This window comes from Streptomyces sp. 12E, assembly GCF_055633275.1.
Window position 1 is genome coordinate 5,218,478 of the sequence record NZ_JBVNCJ010000001.1, and the last position, 20,268, is coordinate 5,238,745.

Annotated in this window: 18 protein-coding genes; 11 read left to right on the plus strand and 7 right to left on the minus strand. The window is 70.7% G+C overall.

What is annotated here, in order from left to right; all coding sequences use genetic code 11:
• The first annotated feature begins 67 nt into the window (after positions 1–67).
• The 8 genes from ACZ8ZB_RS24160 to ACZ8ZB_RS24195 all read left to right on the plus strand — a co-directional run bounded on the left by ACZ8ZB_RS24160 (position 68) and on the right by ACZ8ZB_RS24195 (position 9,465).
• Positions 68–994 carry a proline dehydrogenase family protein gene (locus ACZ8ZB_RS24160; protein WP_470739741.1) on the plus strand — a complete coding sequence of 309 codons (927 nt, stop codon included), beginning with the start codon at positions 68–70 and terminating at the stop codon, positions 992–994.
• A 34-nt stretch (positions 995–1,028) separates the two neighbouring features.
• Positions 1,029–2,660, plus strand: coding sequence for an L-glutamate gamma-semialdehyde dehydrogenase (gene pruA / locus ACZ8ZB_RS24165; RefSeq protein WP_470739742.1), 1,632 nt, complete (start codon positions 1,029–1,031; stop codon positions 2,658–2,660).
• Positions 2,661–2,741: 81 nt separating this feature from the next.
• Positions 2,742–3,278 carry a GNAT family N-acetyltransferase gene (locus ACZ8ZB_RS24170; RefSeq protein WP_470739743.1) on the plus strand — a complete coding sequence of 179 codons (537 nt, stop codon included), beginning with the start codon at positions 2,742–2,744 and terminating at the stop codon, positions 3,276–3,278.
• A gap of 259 nt (positions 3,279–3,537) precedes the next feature.
• Positions 3,538–3,669, plus strand: a complete 132-nt coding sequence (locus ACZ8ZB_RS24175; protein WP_470739744.1) for a hypothetical protein — start codon at positions 3,538–3,540, stop codon at positions 3,667–3,669.
• Between the two features lie 67 nt (positions 3,670–3,736).
• A complete protein-coding gene (locus ACZ8ZB_RS24180) occupies positions 3,737–4,780 on the plus strand; it encodes a 3-isopropylmalate dehydrogenase (RefSeq protein WP_470739745.1) in 1,044 nt (347 codons plus the stop codon).
• Positions 4,781–5,031: 251 nt separating this feature from the next.
• Positions 5,032–6,120: a branched-chain amino acid aminotransferase gene (locus tag ACZ8ZB_RS24185; RefSeq protein ID WP_470739746.1), complete on the plus strand. Its 1,089-nt coding sequence runs from the start codon at positions 5,032–5,034 to the stop codon at positions 6,118–6,120.
• Between the two features lie 322 nt (positions 6,121–6,442).
• Complete coding sequence (gene cimA / locus ACZ8ZB_RS24190) at positions 6,443–8,047, plus strand: citramalate synthase (protein WP_470739747.1); 1,605 nt, start codon at positions 6,443–6,445, stop codon at positions 8,045–8,047.
• 92 nt (positions 8,048–8,139) lie between these two features.
• Entirely contained in the window at positions 8,140–9,465 is a 1,326-nt protein-coding gene (locus tag ACZ8ZB_RS24195) for a hypothetical protein (RefSeq protein ID WP_470739748.1), read from the plus strand.
• 351 nt (positions 9,466–9,816) lie between these two features.
• Here the strand turns inward: ACZ8ZB_RS24195 and ACZ8ZB_RS24200 are convergent, their stop codons facing one another.
• Positions 9,817–10,425, minus strand: a complete 609-nt coding sequence (locus ACZ8ZB_RS24200) for a YceI family protein (protein WP_470739749.1) — start codon at positions 10,423–10,425, stop codon at positions 9,817–9,819.
• Between the two features lie 368 nt (positions 10,426–10,793).
• On the opposite strand from ACZ8ZB_RS24200, the gene ACZ8ZB_RS24205 reads away from it, so the two are divergent.
• The 3 genes from ACZ8ZB_RS24205 (at position 10,794) to ACZ8ZB_RS24215 (ending at position 13,721) form a co-directional block, all read left to right on the plus strand.
• A complete protein-coding gene (locus tag ACZ8ZB_RS24205) occupies positions 10,794–11,654 on the plus strand; it encodes an SDR family NAD(P)-dependent oxidoreductase (RefSeq protein WP_470741569.1) in 861 nt (286 codons plus the stop codon).
• 259 nt (positions 11,655–11,913) lie between these two features.
• The gene (locus ACZ8ZB_RS24210) at positions 11,914–13,497 is read left to right on the plus strand and encodes an acyl-CoA carboxylase subunit beta (protein ID WP_470739750.1); all 1,584 of its coding nucleotides are present in this window, start codon (positions 11,914–11,916) and stop codon (positions 13,495–13,497) included.
• Positions 13,498–13,532: 35 nt separating this feature from the next.
• On the plus strand, positions 13,533–13,721 hold the full coding sequence (locus ACZ8ZB_RS24215; protein WP_470739751.1) for an acyl-CoA carboxylase epsilon subunit: 189 nt from the start codon (positions 13,533–13,535) through the stop codon (positions 13,719–13,721).
• 256 nt (positions 13,722–13,977) lie between these two features.
• Here the strand turns inward: ACZ8ZB_RS24215 and ACZ8ZB_RS24220 are convergent, their stop codons facing one another.
• From ACZ8ZB_RS24220 to ACZ8ZB_RS24245, 6 genes are all read right to left on the minus strand, one after another.
• The gene (locus ACZ8ZB_RS24220; RefSeq protein ID WP_030216560.1) at positions 13,978–14,559 is read right to left on the minus strand and encodes a GTP-binding protein; all 582 of its coding nucleotides are present in this window, start codon (positions 14,557–14,559) and stop codon (positions 13,978–13,980) included.
• The gene (locus tag ACZ8ZB_RS24225; RefSeq protein ID WP_470739752.1) at positions 14,540–15,112 is read right to left on the minus strand and encodes a DUF742 domain-containing protein; all 573 of its coding nucleotides are present in this window, start codon (positions 15,110–15,112) and stop codon (positions 14,540–14,542) included. The genes ACZ8ZB_RS24220 and ACZ8ZB_RS24225 overlap by 20 nt, the downstream gene beginning before the upstream one ends.
• Before the next feature lie 94 nt (positions 15,113–15,206).
• Positions 15,207–15,620: a roadblock/LC7 domain-containing protein gene (locus tag ACZ8ZB_RS24230; RefSeq protein ID WP_004983065.1), complete on the minus strand. Its 414-nt coding sequence runs from the start codon at positions 15,618–15,620 to the stop codon at positions 15,207–15,209.
• Between the two features lie 10 nt (positions 15,621–15,630).
• Positions 15,631–18,903, minus strand: a complete 3,273-nt coding sequence (locus tag ACZ8ZB_RS24235) for a nitrate- and nitrite sensing domain-containing protein (RefSeq protein ID WP_470739753.1) — start codon at positions 18,901–18,903, stop codon at positions 15,631–15,633.
• A gap of 382 nt (positions 18,904–19,285) precedes the next feature.
• Complete coding sequence (locus ACZ8ZB_RS24240; RefSeq protein ID WP_468432429.1) at positions 19,286–19,876, minus strand: GTP-binding protein; 591 nt, start codon at positions 19,874–19,876, stop codon at positions 19,286–19,288.
• On the minus strand, positions 19,857–20,252 hold the full coding sequence (locus ACZ8ZB_RS24245; protein ID WP_004924977.1) for a DUF742 domain-containing protein: 396 nt from the start codon (positions 20,250–20,252) through the stop codon (positions 19,857–19,859). The genes ACZ8ZB_RS24240 and ACZ8ZB_RS24245 overlap by 20 nt, the downstream gene beginning before the upstream one ends.
• Positions 20,253–20,268: the final 16 nt, after the last annotated feature.

Below are 20,268 nucleotides of genomic sequence, written 5' to 3' on the forward strand. Positions count from 1 at the left end.
ACGGTGGTTCTCCGTGCCGTACCCGAAGCGTCGGGTGACGGCCTCGTGCAGCTTGTGGAGGTGCCCCGTGCTGGGTCCCGTGATTCTCGCCGCGTCGCGCAGCGACCGGATGCGACGCCTGATCTCGGCGGCCCCGGTGACCAAACAGGTCGTGGACCGGTTCATCCCCGGGGAGACCGTCGACGAGGTCCTGCCGATCGTCCGGGAGCTCACCGGCAACGGCCTCGAACTCACGATGGACGTCGTCGGCGAGGACATCACCACCCCCGAGCAGGCCACCGCCGCGCGGGACGCCTACCTGGAGCTGATCGACCGGCTGAAGCCGCTGGAGCTCGGCGCCCGCGCCGAGATGTCGGTGAAGCTGTCGATGTTCGGGCAGGCCCTCCCCGGCGGCCACGAGCTGGCGCTCGCCAACGTCCGCCCGGTCGTCGAGGCCGCCGCCGGGATCGGCACCACGGTCACGCTGGACGCCGAGGACCACACCACCCTGGACTCGATGTTCGCCATCCACGAGGAGCTGCGGAAGGACGTTCCGCAGACCGGCTGCGTCATCCAGGCCTACCTCTTCCGCACCGAGGAGGACGCGCGCCGCCTCGCCGCGGCCGGCAGTCGCGTACGGTTGGTGAAGGGCGCCTACAAGGAGCCCGCAGAGGTCGCCTACCAGCAGAAGCACGAGATCGACAAGGCGTACGTGCGCATCCTGCGGACGCTGATGGAGGGCGAGGGCTACCCGATGATCGGGTCCCACGACCCGCGCCTGATCTCCATCGCCCAGGAACTGGCCCGCACCGCCGGACGCAAGCTCGACGAGTACGAGTTCCAGATGCTCTACGGCATCCGCGGCGACGAGCACCTGCGACTGGCCGCCGAGGGCCACCGCATGCGCGTCTACACGGCCTACGGCACCGACTGGTACGGCTACTTCATGAGGCGGCTCGCGGAGAAGCCCGCCAACCTGCGGTTCTTCGCGCGCAGCATGATCACCAAGGGCTGACCCACACCGCTCACGACAAGGAGTTACGCCACCCATGGACGCTGTGACCCAGGTCCCCACCCCCGTCAACGAGCCGGTGCACGGCTACGCCCCCGGGACGCCCGAGCGTGCCCGGCTGGAGGCCAAGCTCAAGGAGCTGGCCGACAACCCGATCGACCTCCCCTGCACCATCGGCGGCGAGCGGCGGATGGGCGGCGGCGAGCGCTTCGACGTCGTGCAGCCGCACAACCACAAGGCCCGCCTGGGCACGTACGCCAACGCCACCCAGCAGGACGCCCGGGACGCCATCGACGCGGCCCTCGCCGCCGCGCCCGCTTGGCGCGCGATGGCCTTCGACGACCGCGCGGCGATCATCCTGCGCGCCGCCGAGCTGCTGGCAGGACCCTGGCGCGAGACCATCGCCGCCTCCACCATGCTGGGCCAGTCCAAGACCGCCCAGCAGGCGGAGATCGACAGCCCCTGCGAGCTGGTCGACTTCTGGCGGTTCAACGTCCACTACGCGCGGGGCATCCTCGCCGAGCAGCCCCCGGCCAACTCGCCGGGCGTGTGGAACCGCCTCGACCACCGCCCGCTGGAGGGCTTCGTCTACGCGATCACGCCGTTCAACTTCAGCGCGATCGCCGCCAACCTGCCCACCGCGCCGGCCCTCATGGGCAACGTGGTGGTCTGGAAGCCGTCCCCCACCCAGACCCACGCCGCCGTGCTGCTGATGCGGCTGCTGGAGGAGGCCGGTCTGCCCAAGGGCGTCATCAACCTCGTCACCGGCGACGGCATCGAGGTCTCCGAGGTCGCCCTGGAACACCGGGACCTGGCCGGCATCCACTTCACCGGTTCGACCAAGACCTTCCAGCACCTGTGGAAGACGGTCGGCCAGAACATCGAGAAGTACCGCACCTACCCGCGTCTGGTCGGCGAGACCGGCGGCAAGGACTTCCTCGTCGCCCACCCGAGCGCCGACCGCGCGGTGCTGAAGACCGCCCTGACCCGCGGCGCCTTCGAGTACCAGGGCCAGAAGTGCAGCGCCACCTCGCGCGCGTACATCCCGGCGTCGATCTGGAACTCCGGCTTCAAGGAGGAGTTCGCGGCCGAGGTCGACTACATCACCATGGGTGACGTCACCGACCTGTCGAACTTCATCGGCGCCGTCATCGACGAGCGGTCCTTCGCCAAGAACAAGGCCGCCATCGACCGTGCCAAGGAGGACCCGGCCTGCACGATCGTCGCGGGCGGCTCCTACGACGACTCGGTCGGCTGGTTCGTCCGCCCGACCGTCATCGAGTGCACCGACCCGGAGAACGAGGTGTTCCGCACCGAGTACTTCGGTCCGATCCTCGCCGTGCACGTCTACGAGGACGAGAAGTACGACGAGATGCTGACCCAGATGGAGTCGGTCTCCGACTACGCCCTCACCGGCTCGGTCATCGCGAACGACCGCGCGGCGGCGGCGTACACGATGGAGAAGCTGCGCTACGCGGCCGGCAACTTCTACATCAACGACAAGTCGACCGGCGCCGTCGTCGGCCAGCAGCCCTTCGGCGGCGGCCGTGCCTCCGGCACCAACGACAAGGCCGGCGCCCCGCAGAACCTGATGCGCTGGACGCTGACCCGCGCCATCAAGGAGACGCTGGTCCCGCCGACCGACTACGGCTACCCGCACATGGGCTGACCTCACCGCACGGGAACGGGCCGGGTCGTCGACCCGGCCCGTTCCCGTCTCCGTGGGCCCGCCGCTCCGGATACTGGGGGCATGACCACCGACGCGTCCGTTCGCACCGCCCACACCGCCGACCTCGCCCCCCTCGAACTGGCCTTTGTCCGCTCCCTGTTGTACGACGCCTTCGACGGCGACTTCGCCCGCGAGGACTGGGACCACACGCTGGGCGGCATGCACGCCCTGGTCCACGACGAGCGGGGCCTCGCCGCGCACGGCGCGGTCGTCATGCGGCGGGTGCGGTACCGGACGCGCTGGCTGCGCGTCGGATACGTGGAGGGGGTCGCCGTCCGGCGCGACGTACGGCGGCAGGGGCTCGGCGGTGCGGTCATGGCCGCCCTGGAGGGCGTCATCACGCGGGCCTACGACCTCGGTGCGCTGTCCGCGAGCGACGAGGGCGCAGCGCTCTACACGGCCCGCGGCTGGCGGGCCTGGGGCGGGCGGATCCGCGCGCTCGGCCCCGACGGCGTCGTCCGACTGCCCGACGAGGAGGGATCCACCTATGTGTGGCCGGCGCCGGCCGACGTCGGGGGCGAACTGGTATTCGACTGGCGGGACGGCGACGTCCTCTGAGTCCTGTCGGGAAAGCACGGACCGGAAGGGTGTGACGCGGTCCACCGTCTCAGATAGTAGGAAGTCCGAGTAATTGTGCAGACAGACGCAGCCCGCTCCTCTAGTTTTGTAGGAGCCGAACGACTCGCTCGATCAAGCGAACGGCGGTCGTGAGCCGGGCCCGGTGCAGGCAATCCCTGCGGCCCGCCGCTCCCCGCCCCCTCCGGTGTCTCGCAACCCCCTTTCCGTACTCCACGTATGCCGAAGGAGTCGATGACCCATGGCCGAGACGACCGTCCGCCGCCGCGTCCGTCACACCACCCGCACCAGCGAATCCGACCGCAAGAACGCCGCCGCGGCGCTCCAGCGCGCCCTCGACCGCAGGGACAACGGCGGCTCGACCGGCCACTGACACTCCGACGGCGTCCGCATGCCGGACGCCGCATGTCATCCCGTGGGACGAGGAGTAGGGTGCCCGCATGTCTCGCAGCATCGATCTCGCAGTGATCCCCGGTGACGGCATCGGCCAGGAGGTCGTGGCCGAAGGTCTCAAGGTCCTCTCCGCCGTCCTCCCGCAGGATGTGAAGCTGGAGACCAAGGAGTACGACTTCGGCGCCAAGCGCTACCACGCCACCGGTGAGACCCTCACCGACGCCGACCTCGACGAGCTGAAGCGGCACGACGCCATCCTGCTCGGCGCCATCGGCGACCCGTCGGTCCCCTCCGGCGTCCTCGAGCGCGGCTTCCTGCTCAAGCTCCGCTTCGCCTTCGACCACCACGTCAACCTGCGTCCGAGCAAGCTCCAGCCCGGAGTGGCCTCTCCGCTCGCCGGCCGGCCGGAGATCGACTTCGTCGTGGTCCGCGAGGGCACCGAGGGGCCGTACACGGGCAACGGCGGCACCATCCGCAAGGGCACGCCGCACGAGGTCGCCACCGAGGTGTCCGTCAACACCGCCTTCGGCGTCGAGCGCGTGGTCCGCGACGCCTTCGCCCGCGCCCAGGCCCGCCCGCGCAAGAAGCTCACGCTGGTCCACAAGAACAACGTGCTGACCTTCGCCGGCCACCTGTGGACGAACGTCTTCGACAAGGTGGCCGAGGAGTACCCCGAGGTCACCACCGACTACATCCACGTCGACGCCGCGACGATCTACCTCGTCACCGACCCGGCCCGCTTCGACGTCATCGTCACCGACAACCTCTTCGGCGACATCATCACCGACCTCGCCGCGGCCGTCTCCGGCGGCATCGGCGTCGCGGCCTCCGGCAACATCAACCCGGGCCGCGAGTTCCCGTCCATGTTCGAGCCCGTGCACGGCTCGGCCCCGGACATCGCCGGCCAGGGCAAGGCCGACCCCAGCGCCACGGTCCTGTCCGTCGCCCTCCTGCTGCGTCACCTCGGTCACGACGCCGAGGCGGCCCGCATCGAGGACGCCGTCTCCGCCGACCTCGCGGAGCGCGACGCCCTGCCGGCCCGGAGCACCTCTCAGATCGGCGACGCGCTCGCCGCGCGAGTAGCCGGCTGACCCGGCGCGCCCTGTCGAAAACATTCGAAGCCGCCGGGTCGTCTCCGCACCCGGCGGCTTCCTCCTGTCCCCGCCGGGTGCCACCATCGACCACCGGGCCGCACTCACCCTGTTCCTTCCGCCGCAGCCTCCGGGCGATAATCGGACGCGGAGCCGCGGAATGAGGGAATGCTCGGACGTCCTAGTACTGGCCACCGGCCGTGCGGGCGTGTGCGCGGCCCGTCACTACAACCGGTGAAGGACAACCACTCATGACGACGCCCACGATCGAGCTCAAGCCCTCGGCGCACCCGCTCAGCGACGCAGAGCGCGAGGCGATCCTGGCCAATCCCGGGTTCGGCCGCCACTTCACCGATCACATGGTGACGATCAAGTGGACCGAGGGCCGCGGCTGGCACGACGGCCAGCTCGTCCCGTACGCGCCGATCCCCCTCGACCCCGCGACCACCGTCCTGCACTACGCGCAGGAGATCTTCGAGGGCCTGAAGGCCTACCGCCAGCCCGACGGTTCCGTCGCCACCTTCCGCCCCGAGAAGAACGCCGAGCGCTTCCAGCGCTCCGCCAGGCGCCTCGCGATGCCCGAACTGCCGGTCGAGACCTTCATCGAGGCGTGCGACGCCCTCGTCGCGCAGGACAAGGCATGGGTGCCGGCGCACGGCGGCGAGGAGTCCCTCTACCTGCGCCCCTTCATGATCGCCACCGAGGTCGGGCTGGGTGTGAAGCCCGCCAACGAGTACCTGTTCCTGGTCATCGCCTCCCCGGCCGGCGCCTACTTCCCGGGCGGTGTGAAGCCGGTCTCCATCTGGGTCTCGGAGGACCGCGTCCGCGCCGTCCCCGGCGGCATGGGCGACGCCAAGACCGGCGGCAACTACGCGGCCTCCCTGCTCGCCCAGGCCGAGGCCGCCGTCAAGGGCTGCGACCAGGTCTGCTACCTCGACGCGGTCGAGCACCAGTGGGTCGAGGAACTGGGCGGCATGAACCTGTACTTCGTCTACGGCGACAGGATCGTCACCCCCGCCCTCAGCGGCTCCATCCTGGAGGGCGTCACCCGTGACTCCCTGCTGGGCGTCGCCCGCGACCTCGGCTACGAGGCCGTCGAGGAGCGCGTCTCCCTCGAGCAGTGGCAGCGCGACTCGGAGAACGGCGCCCTCACCGAGGTCTTCGCCTGCGGTACGGCGGCGGTCATCACCCCGGTCGGCACGGTGAAGCGGACCGGCGCCGAGTGGCGGCAGAGCGGCGGCGAGCCCGGCGAGGTCACCCTCCGGCTGCGCCAGGCCCTCCTCGACATCCAGCGCGGCACCGCCGAGGACAAGCACGGCTGGATGCACCGGCTGGGCTAGACCGGGGTCCCGCGGGTGAACACACATCGCCCGCATCCTGAGACGGACCGTGAGCGCGGGGGCGGACTGTGCCAGACTGCCTCCGTGCTCTCGTTCGCCACGATTATTGGCAGCAGGCGCGCCGGTCCGCAGTGACCGCACGTACGACACGGTACGGGCGGACACCGTCGTCCTCGACCCGCGCGCAGACCTCTCGCACCCGCGAGAGGTTTTTCTGTTTCCTGGCCCACCCACAGCCGGGGAACGGGGCGTGGGGGACCATGGGGGAACGGCGGAACCGGTCATTCCGGTAGACCGAGATCAATTCAGGAGCCTTCAGACCATGACCGCAACCAGCGAGCCCGACGACTCGTTCCACGTCTTCGACACGACCCTGCGCGACGGCGCCCAGCGCGAGGGCATCAACCTCACGGTCGCCGACAAGCTCGCCATCGCCCGGCACCTGGACGAGTTCGGCGTGGGTTTCATCGAGGGCGGCTGGCCCGGCGCGAACCCGCGGGACACCGAGTTCTTCGCCCGCGCCCGGCAGGAGATCGAGTTCCGGCACGCGACGCTGGTCGCCTTCGGCGCCACCCGCCGCGCCGGCACCAGCGCTGCGAAGGACCCGCAGGTCAGGGCACTCCTCGAGTCCGGCGCGCAGGTGATCACGCTGGTCGCGAAGTCCCATGACCGCCATGTCGAGCTCGCCCTGCGCACCACCCTCGAGGAGAACCTCGAGATGGTCCGCGACACGGTCTCCTTCCTCAAGGAGCAGGGCCGCCGGGTCTTCGTCGACTGCGAGCACTTCTTCGACGGCTACCGCGCCAACCCCGAGTACGCCAAGGCCGTGGTCCGCGCCGCCTCCGGGGCCGGCGCCGACGTCGTCGTCCTGTGCGACACCAACGGCGGCATGCTCCCGGCGCAGATCCAGGCCGTGGTCTCCACCGTGCTCGCCGACACCGGCGCCCGGTTGGGCATCCACGCCCAGGACGACACCGGGTGCGCGGTCGCCAACACCCTCGCCGCCGTCGACGCGGGCGCCACCCACGTCCAGTGCACCGCCAACGGCTACGGCGAGCGCGTCGGCAACGCCAACCTGTTCCCGGTGGTGGCGGCCCTGGAACTGAAGTACGGCAAGCAGGTCCTGCCCGAGGGCCGGCTGCGCGAGATGACCCGCATCTCGCACGCCATCGCCGAGGTCGTCAACCTCACCCCGTCCACGCACCAGCCGTACGTCGGTGTCTCCGCCTTCGCCCACAAGGCCGGACTGCACGCCTCCGCGATCAGGGTCGACCCGGGCCTCTACCAGCACATCGACCCCGAGCAGGTCGGCAACACCATGCGGATGCTGGTCTCCGACATGGCCGGGCGCGCCTCCATCGAGCTCAAGGGCAAGGAGCTCGGCATCGACCTCGGCGGCGACCGCGAACTGGTCGGCCGGGTCGTCGAGCGGGTCAAGGAGCGCGAGCTCAAGGGCTACACGTACGAGGCGGCCGACGCCTCCTTCGAGCTGCTGCTGCGCGCGGAGGCCGAGGGCAGGCCGCTGAAGTACTTCGACGTCGAGTCTTGGCGCGCGATCGTCGAGGACCGCCCCGACGGCACCCACGCCAACGAGGCCACGGTGAAGCTGTGGGCCAAGAGCGAGCGCATCGTCGCCACCGCGGAGGGCAACGGCCCGGTCAACGCCCTGGACCGCGCCCTGCGCGTCGCCCTGGAGAGGATCTACCCGCAGCTCGCCAAGCTGGAGCTGGTCGACTACAAGGTCCGCATCCTCGAGGGCAAGCACGGCACCCAGTCCATCACCCGCGTCCTGATCTCCACGTCCGACGGGGCGGGGGAGTGGTCGACGGTGGGCGTCGCCGAGAACGTCATCGCCGCGTCCTGGCAGGCGCTGGAGGACGCCTACGCGTACGGGCTGCTGCGGGCAGGCGTGGAACCGGCCGCGTAGGGGACCCGTACGACCCGCCCGGCAGGGGCGTCTCCGGATCCCCTGCCGACCCCGATGTCCGTTTACGGACGGATTCGGGTAGCTTCGAGTATATGAAGGACGCGACGATGCGTACCCTCGTACGCCTGCTGATCGTGCCGGTGGCCGCCGTACTGGCGGTCCTGACGGCCGGTGCGCCGGGGGCGCAGGCGGCCACCGACGTCTCGGAGATCGCCCGCGCGCTGCGCGAGAGCCCCGTCTACGTCGATCCCGCGGCCCAGGACATCCTGGCGGAGTCCGACGCCGAGGCGCTCGCCGACAAGATCGAGGACGCGGACGAACCCGTCTTCGTGGCGGTCCTTCCGGCGGACTATCCGACGCAGAACCTCTTCCAGAACCTGCGCACCGAGACCGGCGTCACCGGTCTGTACGGCGTCCGCCTCGGCGACCGGTTCGACGCGCGCGCCGACAGCGGTGTGCTCAGCCGTCAGGGCGTGCGGAACCTGGTGATGTCCGTGCAGGGCGCCGGGGACGCCAAGGCCCAGCTGAACGACTTCGTCGACAGCGCGCTGCGCAGCACCGGCGGCTCCGCGCCGAACTCGTGGAGCGACGGTTCGAGCGAGGTCCCCGTCGGCGGGCTGATCACCGTCGGTGCGCTGGTGGCGGCCGGCGGCGCGGGCATCTACGCCGTGTCCCGCCGCAACCGGCGCCGCCGCGAGGAGGATCAGCGGGCCGCGCTGGAGAAGTTGCGGGTGGTGGTGGACGAGGACATCACCGCGTTCGGCGAGGAGCTCGACCGCCTCGACTTCCACCCCGGCGAACCCGGTGCGGACGACGCGATGCGCGCGGACTACGCGCACGCGCTGGACGACTACGAGCGGTCCAAGTCGTTCATGGCCGCGGCCCGTAAACCGGAGGACGTCCGGGCCGTCACCCAGGCCGTGGAGGACGGACGCTTCGCCCTCGCCTCCCTCGCCGCCCGCCGGGAGGGACGGCCGCTGCCGGAGCGCCGTCCGCCCTGCTTCTTCGATCCGCGTCACGGCCCCTCGGTCGCCGACGTGGTCTGGACGCCGCCGGGCGGTGCCGAGCGTGAGGTCCCGGTCTGCGCGGCCGACCGGACCCGTCTCGCCGACGGCCTCGACCCCGTCATCCGCGAGGTCGACACCGAGTACGGGCGCCGCCCCTACTGGGACGCCGGTCCCGCGTACGGCCCCTGGGCCGGCGGCTACTTCGGCGGCGGCCTGCTGCCCGGCCTGCTCGTCGGCACCATGCTCGGCGGCATGATGGCCGGACCCGCCTACGGGGCCGGCTACGGCGACTTCGGCGGCTACGAGGGGGGCGACGTCTCCGGCGCGGACTTCGACGGCGGAGACTTCGGAGGCGGCTTCGGCGGCGGCGATTTCGGCGGGGGCGGCGGGGACTTCGGCGGCGGGTTCTGACGCGAACGGCACGGAGCAGGTTCTCCTCCGCCGGCGCTGGGAGCCGTGGCGGTGAGCCGGCCGGCGGGCCTCTTCACGCTGTCCGGGGCTTTCGTCCTGCTGCGGCTGTTCGGGCAGGGCAGGATGACGCGCACCGCGTTCACCGCGCCGGGCCGTCGGCTCGCCCGGCAGCGGGGACGGGCGGTGTCTCTGGTGGTCCTGGTCTTCGCCTCGGTGCCGGGCGGCCCCGGCGCGGGCGGCCCGCTCCTCGACGCCGGTGTCGGCCGGCCGGACAGGCGTCGGCCCGGACGCCCCGTCGGGCTCCGGGCCGTTACCGTGGTGAACTCGGGTGCCCCGAGGGGCCCGCGAGGCTCACGCCTGCTTGATCGCCGAGATGTCGAAGTTCAGCTTGATCTTGTCGGAGACCAGGACGCCGCCCGTCTCCAGCGCCGCGTTCCAGGTCAGGCCCCACTCGGAGCGCAGGATCTCCGCCTTGCCCTCGAAGCCGACGCGCTCGTTGCCGAAGGGGTCCTTCGCGGCGCCGTTGAACTCCAGGTCGATGCTGAGCTGCTTGGTGGTGCCCAGGATGGTCAGGTCGCCGGTGACGCGGTAGTCGTCGCCGCCGAGGGCCTCCGCCTTGGTGGTGCGGAAGGTCATCGTCGGGAACTCGTCCGTCTTGAAGAAGTCGGCGCTCTTCAGGTGACCGTCACGGTCGGCGTTGCCCGTCTCGATGCTGTCCATCACCACGTCGATGGTGGCCGTGGACTTGGACGGATCGGCGCCGTCCAGGTGCAGCGTGCCGGTGAAGTCCTGGAAGCTGCCCTTGACGTTGGTGACCATGGCGTGCCGGGCGACGAAGCCGAACGTGGAGTGCGCGGGGTCGATCGTGTACTCGCCGGTCAGCGCGGCCAGGTCCGGGTTCACCGCGGAGCCGGTGGTCGCGGTGGCGGTCTCGTCGTCCTTGCGGCCGAAGATGCCCATGATGTTCCTCCGAAGGGATTACGTTTAACGTTCAACTAACCTGACAAGGTCCACCGTAGACCCGTTCCTTTGAAGTTTCAATATGTCTGGCGAAGATGGCGCGATCGCGCCGCTGCGAGGGGCGGATTCCGGCGGCACCCCTCGACCCGGCCCGCCCGCTTCCCCGGCGTACGCCCGCCTGGCCGCATCCCGGGGCCCGCAGGAGTGGTCCCGCGGCGCGGCGCACCGGCCCCGGGAGCCCGGACACCGCCCGCCGACCGGGGCCGGAGGGGACCGGGCGGGCGGACTCCAGCACTGGCGGGGTGCGCCGGAGCGGGGGTGTCCTGGATGACGAGGACCCGCAGCGACAGCACATGGGAGACCGACTCGTGACCACCACCGGCTCCGGTTCCACCTACGACCCCCCGGCGGACCCCGCACACGGCGCCGCCCGTGCCGCCGCCTCCGCCCCGGCGGCAGCGCACGGCCACGGGCCGCCGCGCACGGACCGGCGCGTCGCCCTCGTCACCGGCGCCTCCTCGGGCATCGGCGCGGCCACCGCGCGGCGCTTCGCCGCCGGGGGCTGGCAGCTGCTGCTCAGCGGCCGGGACCGGCGGCGGCTGGAGGAGACGGCGTCCGGCACCTCGGCGGTCCTGCTGCCCGCCGACCTCGCCGCGCCGGACGGGGCGAGGATGCTGGCACAGGCGGCGCTGCGGGAGGCCGGACGCATCGACGTGCTGGTCGCCGTGGCGGGCATCGGCTGGGCGGGACCGTTCCTGACGATGCCGCACACCGACATCGACCGGGTGCTGTTCCTGGACCTCAACGCGACACTGCACCTGGTGCGGGAGGTGCTGCCCGCGATGGTGGAGGCCGGCGGCGGCCGGGTGGTGCTCGTCGGCTCGGTGGCCGGCTCGGTGGGCGTACGGGAGGAGGCGGTGTACTCCGCGGCCAAGGCCGGGCTCGCCGCGTTCGCCGAGGCGCTCCGGCAGGAACTGCGGGGTACGGGCGTGGGGGTGACGCTCGTCGTGCCCGGCCCCGTCGAGACGGCCTTCTTCGCCCGCCGCGGCACGCCGTACCACCGCTCCCGCCCGCGCCCCACCTCGCCCGGCCGGGTCGCGGCCGCCGTCTGGAGCGCCGTCTCCCAGAGCCGCGACGACACCTACATCCCCACCTGGCTCGCCCTCCCCTCCCGGGTGCGCGCCCTCACCCCCGGCCTCTACCGCAAGCTCCTGAACCGCTTCGGCTGAGACCCCGGGGAGGAGCGGGCCGCCGCCACCGCTACGCTCCGAGGGAGCGGACCGACCCGAACGGGTGCACGTGCCACCCATGAATGTGAGGCGGCTCTCAGATGGCCTCTTTGTGCGACTCCTACAAGCCGGATGCCCTCTGAGCAGTCGGAACGGCTGCATGTCGCCCAAGTTCTGTTCAGGGGTACCAGGAAAACACCCCGAGGACTGTGAGGAGTGAACGGCTCGCATTTACGGGTGGGCTTCGTAAGGTCACTACATGACCGTTTTGGATGAGGCGCCGGGTGAGCCGACCGATGCGCGCGGACGCGTGGCCGAACTGCACGAGATCCGTGCCCGGGCACTGGCCGGCCCGAGCGAGAAGGCGACCCGGGCGCAGCACGCCAAGGGCAAGCTGACCGCGCGGGAGCGTATCGAGCTGCTGCTGGACCCGGGGTCCTTCCGTGAGGTCGAGCAGTTGCGCCGGCACCGGGCCACCGGGTTCGGTCTGGAGGAGAAGAAGCCGTACACGGACGGTGTGATCACCGGCTGGGGCACGGTGGAGGGCCGCACGGTCTTCGTCTACGCCCATGACTTCCGGATCTTCGGCGGCGCGCTGGGCGAGGCCCACGCCACCAAGATCCACAAGATCATGGACATGGCCATCGCGGCCGGCGCGCCGCTGGTGTCGCTGAACGACGGCGCCGGCGCCCGCATCCAGGAGGGCGTGTCGGCCCTGGCCGGGTACGGCGGCATCTTCCAGCGCAACACCAGGGCGTCCGGCGTCATCCCGCAGATCAGCGTGATGCTCGGTCCCTGTGCGGGCGGCGCGGCCTACAGCCCCGCCCTCACCGACTTCGTGTTCATGGTCCGCGACACCTCCCAGATGTTCATCACCGGTCCGGACGTGGTCAAGGCGGTCACCGGCGAGGAGATCACCCAGAACGGCCTGGGCGGCGCGGACGTGCACGCCGAGACCTCCGGGGTGTGCCACTTCGCCTACGACGACGAGGAGACGTGCATCCACGAGGTGCGCTACCTCCTCTCCCTGCTCCCGCAGAACAACCGGGAGAACCCGCCGCGCGTGGAGTGCACCGACGAGGCGGAGCGCCGCGGCGAGGTCCTGCTGGACCTGGTCCCCGCCGACGGCAACCGGCCCTACGACATGGCCAAGGTCATCGAGGAGATCGTCGACGACGGCGAGTACCTGGAGGTCCACGAGCGCTGGGCGCGCAACATCATCTGCGCCCTGGCCCGGATGGACGGCCAGGTCGTCGGCATCGTCGCCAACCAGCCGCAGTCGCTGGCGGGCGTGCTGGACATCGAGGCGTCCGAGAAGGCCGCCCGCTTCGTCCAGATGTGCGACGCCTTCAACATCCCGATCCTCACCTTCCTGGACGTCCCCGGCTTCCTGCCGGGCGTCGACCAGGAGCACGGCGGCATCATCCGCCACGGCGCGAAGCTGCTGTACGCCTACTGCAACGCCACCGTGCCGCGGATCTCGCTGATCCTGCGCAAGGCCTACGGCGGCGCCTACATCGTCATGGACAGCCAGTCCATCGGCGCCGACCTCACCTACGCCTGGCCCACCAACGAGATCGCGGTGATGGGCGCGGAGGGCGCGGCCAACGTCATCTTCCGCCGGCAGATCGCCGAGGCCGAGGACCCCGACGCCATGCGCGCCCGCATGGTCAAGGAGTACAGGTCCGAGCTGATGCACCCCTACTACGCGGCCGAGCGCGGCCTGGTCGACGACGTGATCGACCCCGCCGAGACGCGTGAGGTGCTGATCCGTTCGCTGGCGATGCTGCAGACCAAGCACGCCGACCTGCCCTCCCGCAAGCACGGCAACCCGCCGCAGTGATCCGGCGGCCATCTCTCCCGGGGAGACCGATAGCCATGAGCACACCTGACATCCGTGTCGAGAAGGGGCACGCCGAGCCGGAGGAGGTCGCCGCGATCACGGCGATCCTGCTGGCCAGGGCCGCCGCGCGGCCGGCGGCCCCGGTCCACCGAGGCCGCGCCAGGGCCGGCTGGCGCCGTCTGGAACGCGAACCGGGCTTCCGGGCCCCGCACAGCTGGCGCTGACCTCACGCGCACATGAAGAGGCCCCTCCTTCCGAGGAGGGGCCTCTTCATGTGCGCAAGGGGCGCGGGGCTGTGACGACATGCGGCTCCGCCGCGTGGGCGCGACAAGCCATGGACCTGCCGCACCCGGCATGCGACAGCCCCCGGCGGCCCAGTGGCCGCAGGAGGCTGTCGCGCGACTCGGCGCCAGTGCCTCCCCCGGAGGGGGCAGCACACGACTGCCCGCAGGCCGCGGAACGCCGCCGCAGGCCGACCGACTAGCGGAGGCGGGCCATCAGGGCGTGCTCCACGAGCGTGATCAGCGCCGACTTGGCGTCGGCACGGTGCCGCGCGTCGGTGGTGATGATCGGGGTGTCGGGTCCGATCTGCAGCGCCTCCCGGACCTCGTCCGGCTGGTACGGCTGCTGCCCGTCGAAGCCGTTGAGGGCGATCACGAAGGGAAGACCCGAGTTCTCGAAGTAGTCGACCGCCGGGAAGCAGTCGGCGAGACGCCGGGTGTCCACCAGCACGATCGCGCCGATGGCGCCGCGCACCAGGTCGTCCCACATGAACCAGAAGCGGTCCTGGCCGGGCGTACCGAACAGGTACAGGATCAGGTCCTGGTCCAGGGTGATGCGGCCGAAGTCCATGGCGACCGTCGTGGTCGTCTTGTCCCCGGTGTGGGTGAGGTCGTCGATGCCCGCCGAAGCAGACGTCATGACGGCCTCCGTGCGCAGCGGGTTGATCTCCGAAACGGCCCCGACGAACGTGGTCTTGCCCACGCCGAAGCCACCCGCCACCACGATCTTCGCCGAGGTGGTGGAGCGGGAAGGACCGCCGCTAGAGCTTGCGAAGTCCACTGAGCACCCTTTCGAGCAGTGTCACGTCTGGCTGGCCGCCGGCGCTCTCGTCGCCGCCGGGCTGATGGATGGCGACCAGTCCCGCCTCCGCCAAGTCGGCGACGAGGATCCTGGCCACGCCGAGAGGGATGGTCAGCAGGGCCGAGATCTCGGCCACCGACTTGATCTCCCGGCAGAGGTTGCAGATCCGCTGATGCTCGGGCAGCTGGCCCTGCATCTGGTGCGGCTGCGCGGTGGTGTGCACCAGCGCCTCGATGGCGAGCTGGTACCGAGGCCTGGTGCGACCGCCCGTCATCGCGTACGGGCGCACCAGGGGATTGTTCGACGCCCCGGCGGGCGCGGGTTCGGGTGCTCGGCGTTGCGGCTGCACCGGCTGGATGCGCGGGGCGTGCGGCTGGTCGTACGGCGAAGGGCCGGGGCCCTGCGGCGCGTACGGCTGCCGGTGGTGCGGGGCGGAGGGGTAGCCGTACCCACTCTGGACGCCGTCGTTCTGGCCCTGCGCAGGACCGTACGACCAGTCGCCCACGGATGAACCGCCTGGGGGTGTTGCCACTTTCTCCTCCTCCGACTGTGCCTGGCATCCATCGCTGTGGAGCCGCGTCCCGAAACCTTACGGCCCCGGGACGCCGAAACGCACTGTCTGTCCTTTAGTTGAGAAGGCTCCCTTGGAGCTCCGCCCGAAGGTCCGGCGTCAGGACCGTACCGGCCCGGTCGACCAGAAGGGCCATCTCGTACCCAATGAGGCCGATGTCCGCCTCCGGATGTGCGAGAACCGCGAGCGACGAACCGTCGGAAATGGACATGATGAACAGGAATCCCCGCTCCATCTCCACAACCGTCTGGTTCACGCTGCCGCCCTCGAAGATCCGGGAGGCGCCTGCCGTCAGTGACGTCAGACCGGAGGCGACGGCCGCGAGCTGGTCGGCGCGGTCACGGGGAAAGCCTTCGGACATCGCCAGAAGGAGTCCGTCGGCGGAGACCACCACCGTGTGGGACACCCCCGGGGTGTTGTCCACGAAGTTGGTGATCAACCAGTTCAGGTTCTGTGCCGCCTGGCTCATCGGGCTCACACTAACGCTCCTGGTTGTAGGTGCTGTCAGAACCGAAGCCCTGACCGTTCGTTTCACTGCCCGCGCCGCGGCCCCGTTGGACACCGCGTCGCAGGTTGCTCAGCCTGCCCCGGACGTCTTCCGGGGCGCGGGAGACCTGAGGGCCTCCCTGAGGTGTGGTTTCGGCGGCTCCCTCGACCAGGTTGGCCTTGGGGACCCGCCGCGGCAGGCCGGAGGAGGTCACTCCGCCCGCCTTGGGCTTCCGGAGCGATGATGCCTGCTGCCAGCGCTCGTCGTTCGCCGAACGCCAGTCGCTTTCGCCCTCCGGAGTGGAAGCCGGCGACTCCTGGTTCACGCGCCGTGCGCCGTCCGAGCCGTTCGCGCCGCCCGCGGTGGATCCGCGGCGGGGAAGGCCGGCGTCGGTCAGCGCGTGGACGTCGGAGGCAGCCGTTCCCGGACGGTCGAAGCCTACGCTGTCCTGCTCACGCGCGTCAGCGGCCTGCGTACTTTCCGACTCCGGGGCCTGAGCAGGGTACTGGTCCGGGTGACCGTTGCGGTAACCGTCCTGCTGCGGCCAGTCGTCCTCCTGGCGCCGTCCGGCGAAGGACGAGAAGGGGTCGGCGGCACCCGCCGCCGCGCCGCCGTCCTGGACCGGCTCCGCGTAGGAGGGGTCCGGGTAGCCGCCGTTGGACGAGAAACCGTCGTTCTGCGCCGGACCGCCGTCCGGCGCGTAGAACCCCTCGCCGTACGTCTGCTGCTGCGGCTCCCCGTACGCCCTCTGCTGCCCGTTGTCGTACGCCTGCTGGTCGTACCCGGCGGCCTGCTGCTCCTGGTAACCGCCGTCGAAGCCCTGGCCGTCGCCGCGGTAGCCCTGGCCGTCGCCGTAGCCCTGCGGGGCGGCGAACCCGTCCGGGTAGGCGGGCGCCTCGGGGGTCTCCTGGGCGTTCGCGGCGGTCGGCTCGGGCTGTGCCTGGGATTCCAGGGCCGCCCGGCGCTCCTCGCGCATCAGGGAACGGCCGACCGGGTTCAGGCCGCGGATGTCGTCCGGGACCTCGGAGTAGCGGCTGTCGTCGAAGCCCAGCTCCGCGGCGGTGCGCAGCGGCTGCCGGCCGAAGTCCTCACCCGGGAGGTTCTGCTCCGGGATGATCTGCGAGACCGTGAACTCGTCGCGGTCCACCTGCTGCTCGCCGCCGCCACCGTGGGTGATCGCATCGGGCAGCATGACCAGCGACGTGGTGCCGGCCTGCTCGCCCGAGGGGCGCAGCTGGACCCGGATGCCGTGCCGGTCGGACAGTCGGCCGACCACGAACAGGCCCATGCGCTGCGAGATCGCGACGTCCACGGTCGGCGGGTTGGCCAGCTTGTGGTTGATGTCGGCGAAGTCCTCGGCGGTGAGGCCGATGCCCTTGTCGTGGATCTCGACCATCACACGGCCGTCGGGGAGACGGGTCGCGGTGACGCGGACCTTGGTCTGGGGCGAGGAGAACGTGGTGGCGTTCTCCAGGAGCTCGGCGAGCAGGTGCACGAGGTCGGTCACCGCGCGGCCGTGGATCTCGGCCTCGGGGATGCCGGACAGTTCGATGCGCTCGTACTGCTCCACCTCGGAGGAGGCGGCGCGCAGCACGTCGACCAGCGGCACCGGCTGGTCCCAGCGGCGGCCGGGCTCCTCGCCGGCGAGGACGAGGAGGTTCTCGCCGTTGCGGCGCATGCGGGTGGCCAGGTGGTCCAGGCGGAAGAGGCTCTCCAGCTGGTCCGGGTCGGCCTCGTTGTTCTCGAGGTCGGTGATCAGGCTCAGCTGGCCCTCGATCAGCGACTGGTTGCGGCGCGACAGGTTGGTGAAGATCGCGTTGATGTTGCCCCGCAGCAGGGCCTGTTCGGCGGCGAGCCGGACGGCCTCGCGGTGGACCTGGTCGAAGGCGCGGGCGACCTCGCCGATCTCGTCGGTGGTGGAGATCGGGATCGGCGCGACCTTGGCGTCGACCCGGCCGGGGTCGGTACGGGAGAGCTGGTCGACCAGCATCGGAAGGCGTTGCTCGGCGACGTCGAAGGCGGCGTTGCGCAGCTGGCGCATGGAGCGGCTCATCTGGCGGGCCACCATGCCGGCCAGGATGAACGCGGCGAGCAGGGCGACCACGACGGCGGCGCCGGTGATGAGGGCGTCGCGCTGGGCGTCGTCGGCGATCCGGGAGGCCTCGCTCACCGCGGTGTCGGTGAGGTCGGACTCGATCTCGCGGTAACCGTCGAACTTGAGGGTGTTCACGGTCCACCAGTTGGCGGGGGTGATGCCCTGGGCGGCGAGGTCGGCGCGCGCGGACGCGTCCGTGGAGGGGAGCCGGCCCAGCTCGGAGATCATCGTCTCCGTCTTCGCGGGCGGCGCCACGTAGTCCGGATCGCTCTGCTCGGCCTCCCGGGCCATGGCCGTGCCCTCGGCCTGGATCCGCTGCGCCGTCTGCTCCAGCTTCTCCGCGTCGGCCTCGGTGCCACCGCCCCTGTACTCCTCGATGGCGATGCGCTCGAGGTAGGCGTAGGAGGAGAGGGCCACGCGCTGGCTGGCGAGCTGGCTGTCGGTCGGGCCGGGCTTCACCAGCAGGTGCATGCCGATGGAACGCTCCAGCGACAGGGCCGACTTGGTCAGCGAGATCGCGTAGACCGTACGTCCGTAGCTGGTGATGTTGCCGGTTCCGAGACCGAGGTCGTTGGCGAACTCCATCAGGGGGTGGGCGACGGTGACGTAGCCCTCCTCGGTCGCGACACCCTTGAGCTTGGAGGTGTACGCCGCGGCGCGCAGCGAGGTCAGCTGGGGCTCGGCCTTGCGGAACAACTCCATCCGGCGCTTCAGGCCGGGCTTGTCCGGCATGTTCTGCGCTGCCTCGTCGAAGGCGTCGGCGGCCTTGTCGGTCGCGGCGCGAGCCTTGGTGACGTCCGGGTCGCGCGCGCCCTTGCCCTGCAGCAGCGGGACCGCGGTGACGTCCCGCTCGTTGTAGAGGGCGTTGGCGTAGGTGAGGGAGGCCTGGACCAGGCGGGCGGTGTTCTCCGCGTCCTCGGCCTCGTTCCAGGTGTCGATCGAGCTCTTCACCTGGAAGCCGCCCATGACCAGGCCGACCAGCACGGGTATGAGCAGGATCGCGTTCAGTCTGGTCGTCACGCGCCAGTTGCGCGGGGAAAGGCGACCTCCGCTCTTGGCGGGTGCGGCCGTCGGCTCGGGACCGGGCACGGGGGCGGGCGCCGCTGTGCGCGGCGGCGGCGTGAAGTTGCCCCGGGCCGACGGCTCGGGACTGCTCTTGCTTCGCCTCACTCGACCAACAACCTCTCGGCGGTCGGCACCATCGTTGTGCCGCTGTGTCTCAGAGCCCGGTGTGCCATCGACCAAGGATTACGTCTTTGACTATTGGGCAGTTCAGGCATTCCAGCATGCCGAGCAACGCTCTTCCAAACATTGGAAGGCTGGAAATCCGAGTGATGTAAGTCCCAGATAAAACGGTCATACAGAGCGAGCACTGGCAAAAGGCGGGCCGTTCGTGCGCGCAGCGGCACCGCGCGACCGCGTCGCGTGTCGGCCTCCCTCGATTCCTCTGCCGAAACGTTATGAACGCAGGGGCCGGCCGTGTCAAAGGACACAGCCGGCTCCGGTGAGGCTACGACAACCGCCGTACGCCGCTTCTCGTTCTGGTGCGGTTCTACCTGAGGCGCGCCATGAGGGCGTGCTCGACCAAGGTGATCAGCGCGCTCTTCGCGTCCGCGCGGTGCCGCGCGTCGGTGGTGATGATCGGGGTGTCGGGTCCGATCTGCAGCGCCTCGCGCACCTCTTCCGGCTGGTACGGCTGCTGCCCGTCGAACCCGTTGAGGGCGACCACGAAGGGAAGACCCGAGTTCTCGAAGTAGTCCACCGCCGGGAAGCAGTCCGCCAGTCGGCGGGTGTCCACCAGGACCACCGCGCCGATGGCGCCGCGCACCAGGTCGTCCCACATGAACCAGAAGCGGTCCTGGCCGGGCGTACCGAACAGGTACAGGATCAGGTCCTGGTCCAGGGTGATGCGGCCGAAGTCCATGGCGACCGTCGTGGTCGTCTTGTCCCCGGTGTGGGTGAGGTCGTCGATGCCCGCCGAAGCAGACGTCATGACGGCCTCCGTGCGCAGCGGGTTGATCTCCGAAACGGCCCCGACGAACGTGGTCTTGCCCACGCCGAAGCCACCCGCCACCACGATCTTCGCCGAGGTGGTGGCACGGTTGTCGGAGACCGTCCCGCCGCTAGAGCTTGCGAAGTCCACTGAGCACCCTTTCGAGCAGTGTCACGTCCGGGGCGCCGGTCGTCTCGTCGCCGCCCGGCTGGTGCACGGCGACGAGACCCGCCTCCGCCAAGTCGGCCACCAGGATCCGGGCAACACCCAGCGGCATGTTGAGCAGCGCCGAGACCTCGGCGACCGACTTCACCTCACGGCACAGATGGCAGATGCGCTGGTGCTCCGGAAGGAGCCCCATGAGCGCTGCCGGATCGGCCGTCGTACTGATCAGTGCCTCGATGGCCAGCTGATAACGGGGCCTGGTCCGGCCACCGGTCATCGCATAGGGACGCACCAGTGGCTGGTCGCCCTCGTCCTCGTACGGCTCCGCGTACGGATCATGAGAGGCGGTGGGCGGGGTCATGGGTCCTCCGGGCGGG